Below are 15,431 nucleotides of genomic sequence, written 5' to 3' on the forward strand. Positions count from 1 at the left end.
CTCATGCGCCCTGCGCGGCGACCCGCCGATAGTAGCGCACGAGCGCCACCGCGACGATCACGCCGAGCACGAGATACACGGCATCGGCGGCGATAAGCGGCACGAGCCGCGCCTGAAAGAGCGCGGCGGGCAAGCCGACGAGCGCATGCGCTGCGACGAGAAAGGCAAGCGCGTGACGCGAGCGCTCGCGCAGCATCTGCCACATCAGCGCGGAAAAGCCGAGCTGCAGCACGAACGCACTCGCGCGTTCGACGAGAAAGATGCCCGCCGACACCGGCGAAAGACTCATCAGCACCAGATGAATGCGCGCGATGGCTTCGAGCGGCGCGCTCTCGAAATGCGCATCCAGCGTGCCGCGATTCGCGAGCACCGCATAGACGATCCATTGCACCTGCACCAGCACGCCGACGATCCACGCTTCAGCCCCGCCGTGCCCGATGCCATAGCCGAGCGCCGGCCCGTGACGATCCAGCGCGCCCGGCTCGCGCGAGATGAGCCATTTCATCGCGAGAAAGCGCCCGACTTCCTCGCACAGGCCCGCCGCGATAGCGCCATAGACGACGAATACCGCGGGGTTCATGAGCCACGCCGACGTGACCGCATTGCTCAGCATGAAGCCATGCAGCGCGCGCTCGATGACCATCGCGAAGAGCGCGAACACCGCGATGCCGAGAATCGCTTCGCGCGGCGCGATCGCAAAGCGCGGCCGCAGCTTTCGGTACAGCACGATGGGCATAGCGGCGATGATGAGCGTCGCGAGCGCGAGGCTCAGCAAGGTCGAAACACTGACCATTCAAGTTCCTTGTGATGCTTGCTGCTGTTCGCGCGTGGTGGATGCGCGCACGACGAGTTCGCCCGGCAGCAGACATTCGCGCGCGGGCATCGCGGCGCCGCCGAGACGTTCATGCAGAAACTCGACCGCGCGCCGGCCGATATCGTACGTCGGCTGGCGCACTGTCGTCATGCCCGCGAGTTGCGCCCATTCGGAATCGTCGATGGACATCAGCGCGACGCTCGCCTGCCAGTCCGCGCCGTGACGCTCCTTCAGATGCACGGCGACGCGCAGCGCGACCGGCCCGTTCGCCGCGAACAGCGCGACGCGTTTGCCTGCCGCTCGTGCCGCCGCGACGCGCGCATCGAGTTCGGCGAGCGCGGACGATGCATCGGCGAGATCGATCACGAGCGTCGAGCCGCTCGCATGCAGCGCCGCGACGGTTTCGCGAAACGCGGCTTCGCGCAGGCGCCGCGAACTCACGTGCGTAACGGGCTGCACGATGAAAAGCAGCTCGTCGAAACCTTCTTCGACGAGATGGCGCGTCGCGAGTTGCACGGCGGCGGGATTGTCGAGCCCGACCATATCGGTGATGAAGCCTTCGACGGAACGGTCCACGAGCACGACCGGAATGCCGCCCTGCGCGAAGCCTTGCAGCAGTTCTTCTTTCACGCCGAGCGCGTTGACGATCACGCCTTCGACGCGATAGGTCGTAAGCAGTTGCAGATAGCGCCGCTCCATGTCGATTTCGTTGGCCGCATGACAGATGAGCGGCATGTAGCCGAGCGCGTGACACGCGGCTTCGACGCCTTGCAGCACTTCGACGGAATACGGGTTGGTCAGATCGGCGAGCAGCATGCCGATCAGGCGGTTGCGGCCGCGCTTCAAGCCGCGCGCCATCTGGTTCGGCCGATAGTCCAGCTTGGCGATAGCCGCTTCGATACGTTCGCGCAAGTCGGGCGACAGCACGCCCATCTCGCCGTTCAGATAACGCGAAATGCTGGTCTTGCCGGTGCCGGCTTCGCGCGCGACGTCGGTGATCGTCGCGCGGCGCGCGCCGAACGCGGCCGGGCGGTTCGTCAATGTGGGATCGTCGGACATAGTGGTCGTGGGCCCGCGCTTCGCCGTGAAGCGAGACGCGATGCCGTCATTATCGTTCTCCTCGCATCGCGCATGGTAACGCATGCGCGCGAGCGTGCCCTTGCGATCCCGCGCTTTCAGCGCGCGAGCACGTCGCGATTGACGATGTTTTGCGTGAGCGTGCCGTCCAGTGCGCCAATGAGGTTTTCGGCGGCGTTGCGCGCCATCGCGTGACGCGTTTCGAGTGTCGCCGAGCCGATATGCGGCAGCGCGACGACATTCTTCATCGCGAGCAGCGGCGAATCGGCGGGCAGCGGTTCTTTCTCGAACACGTCGAGGCCGGCGCCGCGGATCGTGCCGTTTTGCAGCGCTTCGATGAGTGCGGTTTCGTCGACGGTCGGGCCGCGCGAAGCGTTGATGAGGATCGCGCTCGTCTTCATCTTCTTCAGTTCGTTCGCGCCGATCATGCCGTGCGTCTCGGGCGTGAGGGGCACTTGCAGACACACGAAGTCGGAGTGCGCGAGGAGTTCATCGAGCTCGACACGCTTCGCGCCGTATTCGCTTTCCGCCTGCTCGTTCGCGCTGCGGTTCGTGTAGAGCACGTTCATGCGAAAGCCGAGCGCGGCGCGGCGCGCGACCGCCCCGCCGATGCGCCCGAGGCCGACGATGCCGAGCGTCTTGCCCTGCACGTCGACGCCGAAGCACGCTTCTCCGATGCTCGCCGTCCAGTTGCCTTGCTTCACCCATTCGGCAAGCTCCACGACGCGGCGTGCGCTTGCGAGAATCAGCGCGAATACGGTGTCGGCGGTGGATTCGGTGAGCACATCGGGGGTGTGCGTGAGCACGATGCCGCGGCGCGTGAGATCGGCAACGTCGAATTGATCGAAGCCTACTGATATCGTCGAGAGCGCTTTCAGGCGTGATGCGCCTTCGATCATGTCAGAGGAGATCTTTACGCTCGCGCCGATCGCGCCGTCGGCTTCCTTCAGCGCTTCCACAAAAGCGGTGTGGTCTTTCGGATCGACGTTTTGGACTTCCGCGTGCTCGCGGAGGTAAGCTTCCACGTCGCTTGGCAAGGCTTTGTAGGCTACGATTTTTCGAGTCATGGTCGGGGTTGATTGGCTTGGGTTTTGGTCGATTTTGGCTTCTATCGGATCCCGTTTTTGATTGGATTGGGGTTGGTCGACTTGAGCTTCTATCGGATCCCGTTTTCATGTCGGTCTATTAGCGTTGCCCCTATGCGGGGCGGCAGTCACTTTCTTTGCTGCTGCAAAGAAAGTAACCAAAGAAACAGCTATCCCCATCCAAAGTACTTCACACCGGCCCCGGCACAGAAGATGGTACGTGGTCCGGCAGTAGCGAGTGCCCTCACAGGCCTAACCGGGCTTGGATCGCGCACGGTCTGTCACATCGCACCACTCAACTGACTGGTAAGGCGCGAAATAGCTCCGGCCCGCTTCGCGGCCGACCGGTCCATCGGGTCCGCGCGCGCATATTTGCTAAGGCTTCTATCTCTTGGCATTCGCCCACCGTTGGTTTCCCTTGCACACCCAACGGCAGCGCGTAGCGCTGTGCCGGAGCTATTTTGTGCTTAACCAGCGCGCCAAAACAACTAGCTAGTCAGACCGTGCGCGGTCCAAGCCCGATTAGGCCTATGAGGGCACTCGCTACTGCCGGACCACTTGCGCCGTTCTGTGCCGGGGCCGGCCTGAAGCACTTTGGATGGGACAAGCTGTTTCTTTGGTTACTTTCTTTGCAGCAGCAAAGAAAGTGACTGCCGCCCCGCATAGGGGCAACGCTAATAGACCGACGCGAAAACGGGATCCGGAAACAAACACAACCACCCCAAGCCCCAAAGTGCCGCCCCGCAAAGGGGCAACCCCAATAGACCGACGCGAAAACGGGATCCGGCAACAAACACAACCACCCCAAGCCCCAAAGTGCCGCCCCGCAAAGGGGCAACCCCAATAGACCGACGCGAACACCGGATCCGGCGAAAAGCAAAATCAAGACCGCGCAACAACCCCCGCCCGAACCGCAGCCTGCGGCTTAACCGCCAACGTAAACCAGACAGCAAGCAACAACGCCACACTCATGAACACGTAGGAGGCCGCCGGCGACCCGGTCGCCCCATTCAGATACCCCACGAAATACGACCCGACGAACGACCCCAACGCGCCCATGCTGTTGATAAGCGCCATCGCCCCGCCAGCGACATTCTTCGGCAAAAGTTCAGGCACGATCGCAAAGAACGGCCCGTAAGGCGCATACATCGCCGCACCCGCAATCACGAGCAACGTATACGAAGCCCAGAAATTCGTCGAACCGAGCAGATACGATCCGGCAAACGCCACCGCGCCAATCAGCAGGAACGGCCACACGAACGCCTTGCGCGCCTGCAGCTTGTCCGATGCCCACGATGCCAGCAGCATCGCAATCGTCGCAGCAAGATACGGCACCGCCGAAAGCCAACCGGTCTCGACCATGCCGAGCGTCGAGCCGCTCTTCAGAATCGACGGCAGCCACAGCACGAAACCATATACGCCGATGCTCCAGCAGAAATACTGCGCGCACAGCTTGATCACCGCCGGCGACTTGAACGCCTCGCGATAGTTCTTCACCGGCTTGATCGCAGCCTGCTCAGCACGCAGCGTCGCGTCCAGATCGCTCTTTTCCTGGTTCGTGAGCCAGCTCACCTGCGCGGGCTTGTCCTTCACGATGAACCACCAGATCACCGCCCACAACACCGCCGGCAAGCCTTCCGCGATGAACATGTGGCGCCAGCCGAACGAGTTCACGAGATAGCCCGATACCACCGACATCCACAGCACCGTCACCGGATTGCCGAGAATGAGGAACGTGTTCGCGCGCGAACGCTCGGACTTGGTGAACCAGTTCGCGATGAAGACGAGCATCGCGGGCATCACCGCCGCCTCGACGACGCCGAGCACGAAGCGGATCGCCATCAGCGACGGGATATTGCTCACCATCCCCGTGAGCGTCGCGCATCCGCCCCACAAAATGAGGCTCCAGAACACGAGCTTCTTCACGCTGCGGCGCTCGGCATAGATCGCGCCCGGAATCTGGAAGAAGAAGTAGCCGAGGAAAAACAGCGCGCCGATCAGCGACGACAGCCCCTTGCTGATGCCGAGATCCTGATTGATGCCCGCAGCCGCGGCGAAGCCGTAGTTGGCGCGGTCGAGATACGCGAGGCTGTAAGTGATGAAAACGATCGGCATGATCGCCCACCAGCGGCGCGCCGCGAGCTTGGGAGTTGAAGAATGCATGGTTGTCTCCGAAGACGTTTCGGTTGAGTCTCTCAGGTTCGCCCCTCGAAGGGCCGTTTATCCGTTACGCCAGATCGAACGCGGCTTTGGCCGTCTTGTCGTTGGAATCCTGTGCTTCGAGCAGATCGAGCGCGGCGCGTGTCGGCAGCCCTTCGCTATCGCCGATCACCTGAATCGCCAGCGCGCCGATACGGTTGCCGCGCGCGATCGCATGACGCACGTCGCGCCCTTCGAGCAGCGCGCTCACGACGCCGACCGCGAAGCCATCGCCCGCGCCCACCGTATCGACGACATGCTCGACCGGAACGCCCGCCACGATGCCCTGCTCGCCGTCCGCCGTGCGGAAGTACGCGCCGTGCGCGCCCAGCTTCACGACGACGCCCTTCGCGCCCCGGTCGAGATAGAACGCGGCGATGTCCTCGGGCTTCGCGTAGCCCGTGAGCGTCAATCCTTCGGACACGCCCGGCAGCACCCAGTCGGCAAGCGCGGCGAGCGAGTTGAGCGATTCGGCCATCGCCTCGCGCGACGGCCAAAGCGTCGGCCGCAGGTTCGGGTCGAAGGAAATCGTCTTTCCCGCCGCACGCATTTCGCGCGCCATGTGGAACGCGAGTTCGCGCGAGGTCGCGGAAATCGCGGGCGCGACGCCCGTCAGATGCAAATGGCGCGCGCCGAGCACGTAATCCGCGGCGTAATCGTCGAGCGAGAGGTGGCTCGCGGCCGAGCCCTTGCGGAAGTATTCGACCGCCGGATCGCTGCCGTCGTCGCATTTGCCCTTCAACTGGAAGCCCGTCGGATAGCGCTCGTCGATCGTCACGCAGCCCGCGTCGATGCTTTCGGACGCGAGCACGTCCAGCACATAGCGGCCGAACGAATCCTTGCCGACACGGCTCATCCAGCCCACCTTGAACCCGAGGCGCGAAAGACCGATCGCCACGTTCAGGTCCGCGCCCGCGACGCGCTTGGTGAACTGGCCGGCCTGCGCGAGATCGCCGGTCTCGGCCGCGACGAACATCGTCATTGCTTCGCCGTACGTGACGACGTCGAGGGCTTCGGGCTTGGCTTGCATGTCGGGTCCTTTACAGATGAATGCGTAATGCAAAACGCGTAATTCAAAATGCCGCGATGCGCGCGACCTGGCGCGCCGCGTCCGCGTCGAGCGAGACGTCCGCGCCGGGCATGAACGGATATTCGATGCCGCGCGGCACATCGCCCGGCAAGTGCGCGAGCAGGGTCGCGAAACGCGCGTCGCCGTGTGCGGGCGCGGCGGCGAATCGGCGTGCGCCCTCGCCCATCACAGCCTTGCAATGCACGTAGGCGACGTGCGGCGCGAGGCGCTTCGCGGCGTCGAGCGGGTCCTGCTCCGCCCAGTGCCAGTTGCCGGTGTCGAAGGTCATCGCGAGGCCGCTCGCCGGCGGCAGCGCGGCGAAGAGCGCGTCGAACGCGCCGATCGTGCCGCCCGCCTTCAGTTGCCCGTTCTCGACGACGACGCGCGCTTTCGATGCGGCGATTTCCGTCATCAGGCGATCAAGAGTGGCCGAATCGGTCGCGACGGCGCTTTCCGTGCCGCCGAGCTGCAGCTTCACGATGCGCGCGCCAAGCGCAGCGGCTTCGCCGAGCGCCAGGCGAAGCGCGTCGAGATCGAGCGCGCCGTCATCGCGGAAAAGCATCGCGGGCGTCGAATAGACGGACCACAGACCGTGCGCCGCAATGCGCTCGCCGAGTTGCGCGAGCGCTTCGGGCTTCGCATCGGCGTCGCTCGCGAACAGTTCGCGGCGCACTTCGAAGCCGTCGGCACCCGCGCGCGCGGCAGCCGCCGCCCACGCGGCGTGGCCGTCACGCCGGATCGCATCCGCGCCGAACGCGCTCGCGACGATCACGACTTCACTGGACCTGGCTTCGCTCGAAGAAATTTGCATCTGCTGCCCCGCTGCTGTTCCGGCCCCGAACTGCGATATGGAACCGGTTCCATAAATGATTTTCAAAAAGGACGCCGCAGCGCCCGTGTTGAGATCGAATAGTGCGCGAGACCGGCTTCGACGCGCCATAGTGGAATTCCCTAGCCGAGCAGACCCGGTTCCTCGCACAGCTCCAGAAACCGCGCTGCGACGCGCGACGGTGTGGCGGCATGCGGCAGCAGAATCGAAAAGCGCCGCGTGAGCGGCTCCGGCGCGATACGCACGCGTCGCAGCGCGCTGTCCTCGTGACGGATCGACATCGCCGAGACGAAGCCGATGCCCATGCCCGCGCGCACCGCTTCCTTCACGCCCTCCACGCCCGCGATTTCGATCGCGACGCGCATCGGCACGTCGCGATCCGCGAATGCCCGTTCGATGACCTGCCGCACGCCCGACCCGGGCTCGCGCAGCACGAGCGGGTGCTCGCTCAGTGCGTCGAGCGTCATGGAATCGCGCCCGTCCGCGAGCGGATGAGCGTTCGGCAGGATCGCGACGATCTCGTCCTCGCGCCACGACGTGACTGTTGTGCCGAGCGGCAGTTCGTTACCGGGCGAGCCTTCGACCAGCGCGATATCCAGCGAGCCGAGCGCCGCGACGATATCCGCGGTGTTGCCGTCGATGGTGGTCACGACGACGTCCGGAAAGCGCTTGTGAAATGCCGCGATCAGATACGGCAGCAGATAGCTCGCGGGCGTCGTGCTCGCGCCGATTCGCAGGGTGCCGCGCTCCAGCCCCCGTAACGCGTCGCGCAGCGCATGGGCCGCGCGAAAGGTCTCGCGCAGGCGCTCCGCGTGGCCGAGCAGCTGCTCGCCGGCGGCGGTCAGGCGCACGCCGCGGCCATCGCGCTGATAGAGCGGCTCGCCGAATTCCTCCTGCAAAAGCCGCAACTGCCCCGACACCGCGGGCTGCGACAGGTGCAGCGCCACCGCGGCGCGGCTGATGTTGCCGTGCTCAGCGACCGTTGCAAAGGTTATCAGTTGTTCCGGGGTCATCTTTCATAAATATCGGTTTATCCGATACATCTCATTCTAAATCACGATTTTTCATATTCATATATCGAGAATAGGATTAGCCCATCGAGTCATCCAACTTTCAACGGGTTTTTCCATGTCCACGGTTACGTCTGCCCAATCCCTGGCGCCAGCCGCATCCTCCACGCGAGGACAGCTCAACGGCATTCTCTTCGTCGCATTGTTCGCCGCGGCCGTGACCCGGCTCGCCGCCGTGCCCGCCATCGCCGGGCTGGGGATCAGCCCGCTGATCGTCGGCATCGTCGCGGGTGCGATCTACGGCAATGCGCTGCGTCATGGCATGCCCGACAGCTGGGCCGCCGGCGTCAACTTCTCCGCGCGCAAGCTGCTGCGCATCGCGGTCGCGTTCTTCGGGCTGCGCGTGAGTCTGCAGGAAATCGCGCAGGTGGGCTTGTCCGGATTCACGGTGTCGGTGCTGGTCGTCGTCAGCACGCTCGTGATCGGCACGTGGGCCGGCATGAAGCTGATGAAGCTCGATCGCGATACCGCGCTTCTGACGGCGGCGGGCAGCGCGATCTGCGGCGCGGCGGCGGTGCTCGCGTTCGAATCGACACTGCAATCCAAGGCGCACAAGAGCGCGATGGCGGTCGGCAGCGTCGTGCTGTTCGGCACGCTCTCGATGTTCCTCTACCCGCTCGCGCTCAACGCCGGCTGGCTGCATCTCGATACGCTCGGCGCGGGCCTCTTCTTCGGCGGCACGATCCACGAAGTGGCGCAGGTCGTCGGCGCGGCGAGCAACGTGAGCCCGGAAGCGACGCATATCGCGACCATCGTGAAAATGACCCGCGTGATGCTGCTCGTGCCGGTGCTGCTGGTGGTTGGCTTCTGGATCAGCCGCTCGCGTGCCGCAGGTTCGGCGCAGGGCAAGGGCAAGATCGCGGTGCCCTGGTTCGCGCTCGGCTTTCTCGCGCTCGTCGTCGTGAACTCGCTGCATATTCTTCCCGATGCCGCAACCAGCACCATCAACATGCTCGACACCTTCGCCCTCACGATGGCCATGACCGCGCTCGGCATGGAGACGCGCATCGCGCAGATCCGCCAGGCAGGCCCCCGAGCACTGGCCACCGGCGCGATCCTGTACGTGTGGCTGGTCGTCGGCGGTCTCGGGATCACGCTCGGCGTCGAGCATCTGTTCGGCTGACCGATGGATTGAAGCAGCACTAAACGCGCAACATGCCCCCGTTGCGCGTCATCGTTTTTGAAGGAGCACTCATGGAACACGGCGCTCGCACCCAGAACGAGAAGCTCGATGTCAAGACCACGACCTGCTACATGTGCGCATGCCGCTGCGGCATCCGCGTACATCTGCGCGACGGCGAAGTCCGGTACATCGACGGTAATCCGAACCATCCGCTCAATCAAGGCGTGATCTGCGCGAAAGGCGCGTCGGGCATCATGAAGCAGTACTCGCCCGCGCGCCTCACGCAGCCGCTCATGCGCAAAGCCGATGCATTACGCGGCGAAGCGCAGTTCGAGCCGGTGTCGTGGGACGTCGCGCTCGACACGCTCGAAAAACGTCTCGCGCATCTGCGCGCAACCGATCCGAAGAAGTTCGCGCTCTTCACCGGCCGCGACCAGATGCAGGCGCTGACCGGCCTCTTCGCGAAGAACTTCGGCACGCCCAACTACGCCGCGCACGGCGGCTTCTGCTCGGCGAACATGGCCGCGGGCATGATCTACACGATCGGCGGCTCCTTCTGGGAGTTCGGCGGCCCCGATCTCGATCGCGCGAAGCTCTTCTTCATGATCGGCACGGCGGAGGATCATCACTCGAATCCGCTCAAGATCGCCTTGTCGAAGTTCAAGCGCGCGGGCGGGCGCTTCATCGCGATCAATCCGGTACGCACGGGCTACGCGGCCATCGCCGACGAATGGGTGCCGATCCGTCCCGGCACCGACGGTGCGCTCTTCATGGCGCTGATCCACGAGCTGATCGCAGCCGACGCCTACGACCACGAGTTCGTCACGCGCTACACGAACGCGGCGGAACTGCTCGACATGAACGAATCGAGCGACACGTTCGGCCTCTTCGTTAAAGACGCCGGCGCGCCCGAAGGCAATGCGCTCTTTCCGCAGAATCATCTGTGGTGGGACACGAAGAGCAATCGCGCGGTCGCGCATCATGCCGATGACGCCGAACCCGCGCTCGACGGCCGCTACACCCTCGAAGACGGCACGCCCGTCGCGCCCTCTTTCGCGTTGCTGCGCGAGCAGGCGGCATCGTGCACGCCCGAATGGGCCGCCGACATCACCGGCATTCCCGCCGAGACGATCAAACGCCTCGCCGCCGAGATGATCCAGGTGAGCCGCGATCACAAGATCACGCTGCCGATCGAATGGACCGACTGCTGGGGCAGGAAGCACGACACGGTGACGGGCAATCCCATTGCCTTCCACGCGATGCGCGGTCTCGCTGCGCACTCGAACGGCTTCCAGTCGATCCGCGCGCTCGCAGTGCTGATGTCGCTGATGGGCACGATCGACCGCCCGGGCGGCTTCCGTCACAAGTCGCCCTTTCCGCGCGCGGTGCCGCCATCGGCGAAACCGCCGAATCATCCCGATCAGGTCAAACCCAACACGCCGCTCGCGAGCGGCCCGCTCGGCTGGCCCGCCGCGCCCGAGGACCTGTTCATCCACGACGACGGCACGCCCGCGCGCATCGACAAGGCATTCTCGTGGGAGTATCCGCTCGCGGTGCACGGCGTGATGCACAGTGTCATCACCAATGCATGGCGCGGCGATCCGTACCCCATCGACACATTGATGATTTTCATGGCCAACATGGCCTGGAACTCTTCGATGAACACGATGGAAGTGCGCAAGATGCTCGCCGACCGCAACGAGGCCGGCGAGTACAAGATCCCATTCATCGTCGTGTGCGATGCGTTCCAGTCGGAGATGACCGCGTTCGCCGATCTCATCCTGCCCGACACGACGTATCTCGAACGCCACGATGCAATGTCGATGCTCGATCGCCCGATCTCCGAGTTCGACGGTCCCGTCGATTCGGTGCGCGTGCCGGTCGTGCCGCGCACGGGCGAATGCCGGCCGTTTCAGGAAGTGCTCGTCGAGCTCGGCAGCCGGCTTAAGCTGCCCGCGTTCACCACGCCCGAAGGCACGCGCAAGTATCGCGACTATCCGGATTTCATCGTCAATCATCAGACCGCGCCGGGCTCGGGCGTCGGCTTTCTGATCGGCTGGCGCGGCAAGGACGGCAAGGACGCGCTCGTCGGCGAGCCGAATCCGAATCAGTGGGAAGAGTACGCGAAGCACGATTGCGTCTATCACTACACGCTGCCCGAATCGCTGCAATACATGCGCGGGCAGAACGGGCCGTATCTGCAGTTCGCGGTCGAGAAGGGTTTTCGCAAGTTCGACGCGCCAATCCTGATCCAGCTCTATTCCGACGTGATGCAGAAGTTCCGCCTCGCCGCGCAAGGGCGCACGAAAGGCCGGCAGCCGCCTGACCATCTGCGCGCGCGCATCGAGCAGTATTTCGATCCGCTGCCGTTCTGGTATGCGCCGCTCGAACTCGATACGACCGATCTCGCGCACTATCCGCTCGCGGCCATCACGCAGCGCCCGATGGCCATGTATCACTCGTGGGACTCGCAAAACGCATGGCTGCGGCAGATTCACGGCGAAAACCTGCTGTACATGAATCCGCGCATGGCGAAGGAGAACGGTATCGAGGATGGCGGCTGGATCTACGTCGAATCGCAATGGGGCAAGGTGCGCTGCATGGCACGCTATAGCGAAGCCGTGGAGCCCGGAACCGTGTGGACATGGAACGCGATCGGCAAGGCGGCGGGCGCCTGGAATCTCGGTCCCGACGCCAACGAATCGCAGCGCGGCTTCCTGCTGAATCACCTCATCACGGACGAGATTCCGGATGCACGGCGAGAAGGCGCGCGCTTTTCCAACTCGGACCCGATCACGGGACAAGCCGCCTGGTACGACGTGCGCGTGCGCGTCTATCCCGCCGAAGCCGATGCGCGCCACACGCTGCCGCAATTCGCGCCGATGCCGCCGTCGCCGGGCATGACCGGTTCGATCCAGCGCGTCGTGCAGACGTACTTCGCCGGGCGCGGCGAATTCGCGGCGCGCCTGCGCAATGCCGTCAAGCGAAACACAAGCAACTGAAGGAGACCGACATGACCCAGATGGCCCTGGTGATCGATTTGAACGTCTGCGTCGGATGCCACGCTTGCGTGACAAGCTGCAAGGAGTGGAACACGTCCGGCGAAGCGGGCAGCCTCGCGGATCAGCGCCCTTACGACGCCGATCCGTCCGGCACCTTCTTCAACCGCGTGCAGACGTATGAGGCGGGCGAGTTTCCGCTCGCCGACACGATCCACTTTCCAAAGTCGTGCCTGCACTGCGAGGACCCGCCGTGCGTGCCGGTCTGTCCGACCGGCGCGAGCTACAAGCGCAAGGAAGACGGGCTCGTGCTCGTCGATTTCGACAAGTGCATCGGCTGCAAGTACTGCGCGTGGGCGTGTCCTTACGGCGCGCGCGAGCTCGATGAAGAGCGCAAGGAGATGACGAAGTGCACGCTGTGCGCGGATCGCATCTATAACGAGGCGCTGCCCGAGCGCGATCGCAAGCCGGCGTGCGTGCTGGCGTGCCCGACTTCGGCGCGGCTCTTCGGCGATATCCACGATCCGGAGTCAGTGGTGTCGAAGGCAATCAAGGAACGCGGCGGCTATCAGCTGATGCCCGAATGGGAGACGAAGCCCGCGAATCACTATCTGCCTCGGCGTCCGGTGAGCGCGTGCAGCAGCGGCGGCTCGTGCGGCTGCAATCCCAACGCCGCCGAAGAACCCGAAGCACACGGCGAACTGAACCTCGCGGCGATGGCCGTGCGCGTCTGACCTTTCATCGGAGCTCAATCATGAAACCCGCGTTTTCCGTCGTGTTTCTCACGACTCTGAGCGGCGCCGCGCAAGGCTTGCTGATCGCGCTCGTCGGCGTGGAGCTCTTTGCGAAGCTCGGCTTGATCGCGTCGCCTTCGCAGACGTTCTTTATCGTCGGCGCGGCGTTGTCGGTCGTGCTCGGCGGCCTCGGGCTGCTCGCGTCGTTCTTTCACCTCGGGCATCCGGAACGTGCGTGGCGCGCCATCGCGATGTGGCGCACGTCGTGGCTTTCGCGCGAATGCCTGTGCCTGCCCGCGTTCCTCGCATGCGGCGCGCTGTACGGCATCGCGCATGGGTTCGGCGCGCCGTGGTCGCTCGCGATCGGCTTGATCGGCGTGGTCGCCTCGGCGGCGCTCTTCGTCTGCACCGCGATGATCTACGCATGCCTGCGCTTCCTTCAGGAATGGGCGACGCCGCTCACGATGGTCAACTTCGTGCTGCTCGGCTGCGCGTCGGGATTCACGCTCGCGACCGCGTGCGCCGCGTGGCTCGCGCCATCGCTCGCGGCGGGACTTGCCGCTTGCGCCTGCACGCTCACGCTCGCCGGCTGCGCGACGCGCGTCGCCAGCCTGCAGCGCAATGCGCGCCTGCGGCCGAAGTCGACCGTGCAGAGCGCGACGGGCATCAAAGGGCCCAACGTCGTGCAGAAATCGCGCGGCTTCACGGCGGGCGCGTTCAATCTGCGGGAGTTCTTTCATGGACGATCGGCCGAAGCGATCGCGCGCATCAAGTGGACGTTTCTCGTCTGCGCGTTCGGCGTGCCCTTCGTGCTGATGCTGCTCGGGATGAGCGCGCAGTCGGCTGCGCTCTTCTGCATCGCCGCGCTGACGCAGTATCTCGGTCTCGTCGCGGAGCGATGGTTCTTCTTCGCGGAAGCGCGGCATCCGCAGAACATCTATTACGCGCGGGCGTCATGACCCAACGAAAAACGCGTGCCGCAAGGCACGCGTTTTCGCTTATACGGCGAGCTTGAGCGCCTGATCGAAATCGGCGATCAGATCGTCGATATCCTCGATGCCAGCGGACAAACGCAGCATGCCGTCCGATATGCCCATCGACTTGCGCACTTCCGCGCCTGCTTCGTAGAAGATCGTTGGCGCGACGGGAATGATGAGCGTGCGCGTGTCGCCCAGGCCCGTCGCCTTGATGGGCACTTGCAGCGCGTTCACGACCTCGATCATGCGGTCCGCATTGCGCAGCTCGAACGACAACAGCCACGACGCGCCCTTGAACAGCGTCTGCGCGATCTCATACTGCGGATGACTCTCGAGCCCCGGATAGAACACGCGGCCGATGGCCTCGTGCTTCTCGAGAAACCGAGCCAGCGCGAGCGCATTCTCGCTGCATTTGGCCACGCGCAGCGCGAGCGTTTCCGCGCCCATCGCGATGGAATGCGCCTGCTCCGACGAAAGCGACGCGCCCATATCGCGCAGCCCTTTCTTGCGAATCTGCAAAAGGCCCTGCTCTTTCGATGGCGAGCGACGGTACTCATCGGCGATATTCGGATACGCGCTCCAGTCGAAAAGCCCCGTGTCCGTGACCGCGCCGCCGAGCGCCGCGCCGTGCCCCGCGATCGTCTTCGTGAGCGAGTTGACGACGAGGCTCGCGCCCACCGACTTCGGCCGGAACAGCGCGGGCGACGTGATCGTGTTGTCGACGACATACGCAAGGCCGCGCTCGCGGCACAGATCGCCGATGCCCTTCAGATCGGGAATCTGCGTGCCCGGATTCGCGATGGTCTCGACGAACACCATGCGCGTGTTCGGCTTGATTGCCTTGGCGACGTTGTTAGCGGACGTGGAGTCGACCATCGTCACTTCGATGCCGAGCGTGCGCAACGTGCCGAAGAGGCTATTGGTGTTGCCGAACACGTAGCGGCTGGAGACGAGATGATCGCCCGCGCGCAGCAAGGTCAGGAACACCGCCGTCAGCCCTGCCATGCCCGTGCTGAAGCAGATCGAACCGATGCCTTCTTCGAGGCTCGTGATCTTGCGCTCGAGCGCGGCTGTCGTGGGCGTGCCCTGGCGCGCGTAATTGAAGCCGCCCTTCTTCGTGCCCTGAAAGACGCCGATCAGATCCTCCACACGCTCGAATCCGTACTGGACCGATGTGTGGATCGCCTGGCGCACGCCGCCATGCTCCACGCCGACGCTTCTGTCGCCGTGAACGATGCCTGTGGTGAAGCCTTGCTTGTCCATCCCTTCTCCGCTACGAGTCGAATCGCAAAACGCCAATTTTGCCCGATCCGCAGCGATTCATGGCGCGATCATGCGGTTGCTGCGTTACGGGAACGCGTGTTGCTCGCCTGCTCCCTCGTCCGCGCGTTTCATCGCAACCGGAAAACGCGCACACTCACATCTCGCCGCGAACGCGGCATGCCCCGACGAGGA

12 protein-coding genes are annotated in these 15,431 nt (G+C 64.4%); 4 read left to right on the forward strand and 8 right to left on the reverse strand.

The features are described from left to right. Nucleotide 1 precedes the first annotated feature (1 nt). The 7 genes from AC1Z32_RS21440 to AC1Z32_RS21470 all read right to left on the reverse strand — a co-directional run bounded on the left by AC1Z32_RS21440 (nt 2) and on the right by AC1Z32_RS21470 (nt 8,086). Nucleotides 2–793, reverse strand: coding sequence for a YhfC family intramembrane metalloprotease (locus AC1Z32_RS21440; RefSeq protein ID WP_483480466.1), 792 nt, complete (start codon nt 791–793; stop codon nt 2–4). After that, a complete protein-coding gene (locus AC1Z32_RS21445) occupies nt 794–1,873 on the reverse strand; it encodes a LacI family DNA-binding transcriptional regulator (RefSeq protein ID WP_483480467.1) in 1,080 nt (359 codons plus the stop codon). Nucleotides 1,874–1,989: 116 nt separating this feature from the next. Then, on the reverse strand, nt 1,990–2,958 hold the full coding sequence (locus tag AC1Z32_RS21450) for a 2-hydroxyacid dehydrogenase (RefSeq protein WP_483480468.1): 969 nt from the start codon (nt 2,956–2,958) through the stop codon (nt 1,990–1,992). A gap of 900 nt (nt 2,959–3,858) precedes the next feature. After that, a complete protein-coding gene (locus tag AC1Z32_RS21455; RefSeq protein WP_483480469.1) occupies nt 3,859–5,139 on the reverse strand; it encodes an MFS transporter in 1,281 nt (426 codons plus the stop codon). Nucleotides 5,140–5,203: 64 nt separating this feature from the next. After that, nucleotides 5,204–6,205: a sugar kinase gene (locus tag AC1Z32_RS21460; protein ID WP_483480470.1), complete on the reverse strand. Its 1,002-nt coding sequence runs from the start codon at nt 6,203–6,205 to the stop codon at nt 5,204–5,206. A gap of 43 nt (nt 6,206–6,248) precedes the next feature. Continuing rightward, entirely contained in the window at nt 6,249–7,055 is an 807-nt protein-coding gene (locus tag AC1Z32_RS21465) for a TIM barrel protein (protein WP_483480471.1), read from the reverse strand. Nucleotides 7,056–7,195: 140 nt separating this feature from the next. Continuing rightward, a complete protein-coding gene (locus AC1Z32_RS21470) occupies nt 7,196–8,086 on the reverse strand; it encodes a LysR family transcriptional regulator (RefSeq protein WP_483480472.1) in 891 nt (296 codons plus the stop codon). Nucleotides 8,087–8,201: 115 nt separating this feature from the next. On the opposite strand from AC1Z32_RS21470, the gene AC1Z32_RS21475 reads away from it, so the two are divergent. The 4 genes from AC1Z32_RS21475 (at nt 8,202) to AC1Z32_RS21490 (ending at nt 13,958) form a co-directional block, all read left to right on the forward strand. Next, a complete protein-coding gene (locus AC1Z32_RS21475; protein WP_062610769.1) occupies nt 8,202–9,266 on the forward strand; it encodes a YeiH family protein in 1,065 nt (354 codons plus the stop codon). A 71-nt stretch (nt 9,267–9,337) separates the two neighbouring features. Continuing rightward, nucleotides 9,338–12,268: a molybdopterin oxidoreductase family protein gene (locus tag AC1Z32_RS21480; protein WP_483480473.1), complete on the forward strand. Its 2,931-nt coding sequence runs from the start codon at nt 9,338–9,340 to the stop codon at nt 12,266–12,268. Between the two features lie 11 nt (nt 12,269–12,279). Next, a complete protein-coding gene (locus AC1Z32_RS21485) occupies nt 12,280–12,999 on the forward strand; it encodes a 4Fe-4S dicluster domain-containing protein (protein WP_483480474.1) in 720 nt (239 codons plus the stop codon). Nucleotides 13,000–13,019: 20 nt separating this feature from the next. Continuing rightward, a complete protein-coding gene (locus AC1Z32_RS21490; protein ID WP_483480475.1) occupies nt 13,020–13,958 on the forward strand; it encodes a dimethyl sulfoxide reductase anchor subunit family protein in 939 nt (312 codons plus the stop codon). A 39-nt stretch (nt 13,959–13,997) separates the two neighbouring features. Here the strand turns inward: AC1Z32_RS21490 and AC1Z32_RS21495 are convergent, their stop codons facing one another. Beyond that, the gene (locus AC1Z32_RS21495; RefSeq protein ID WP_483480476.1) at nt 13,998–15,239 is read right to left on the reverse strand and encodes a cystathionine gamma-synthase family protein; all 1,242 of its coding nucleotides are present in this window, start codon (nt 15,237–15,239) and stop codon (nt 13,998–14,000) included. Nucleotides 15,240–15,431 lie beyond the last annotated feature (192 nt).

It is taken from the genome of Caballeronia sp. 11_S32 (assembly GCF_056930355.1).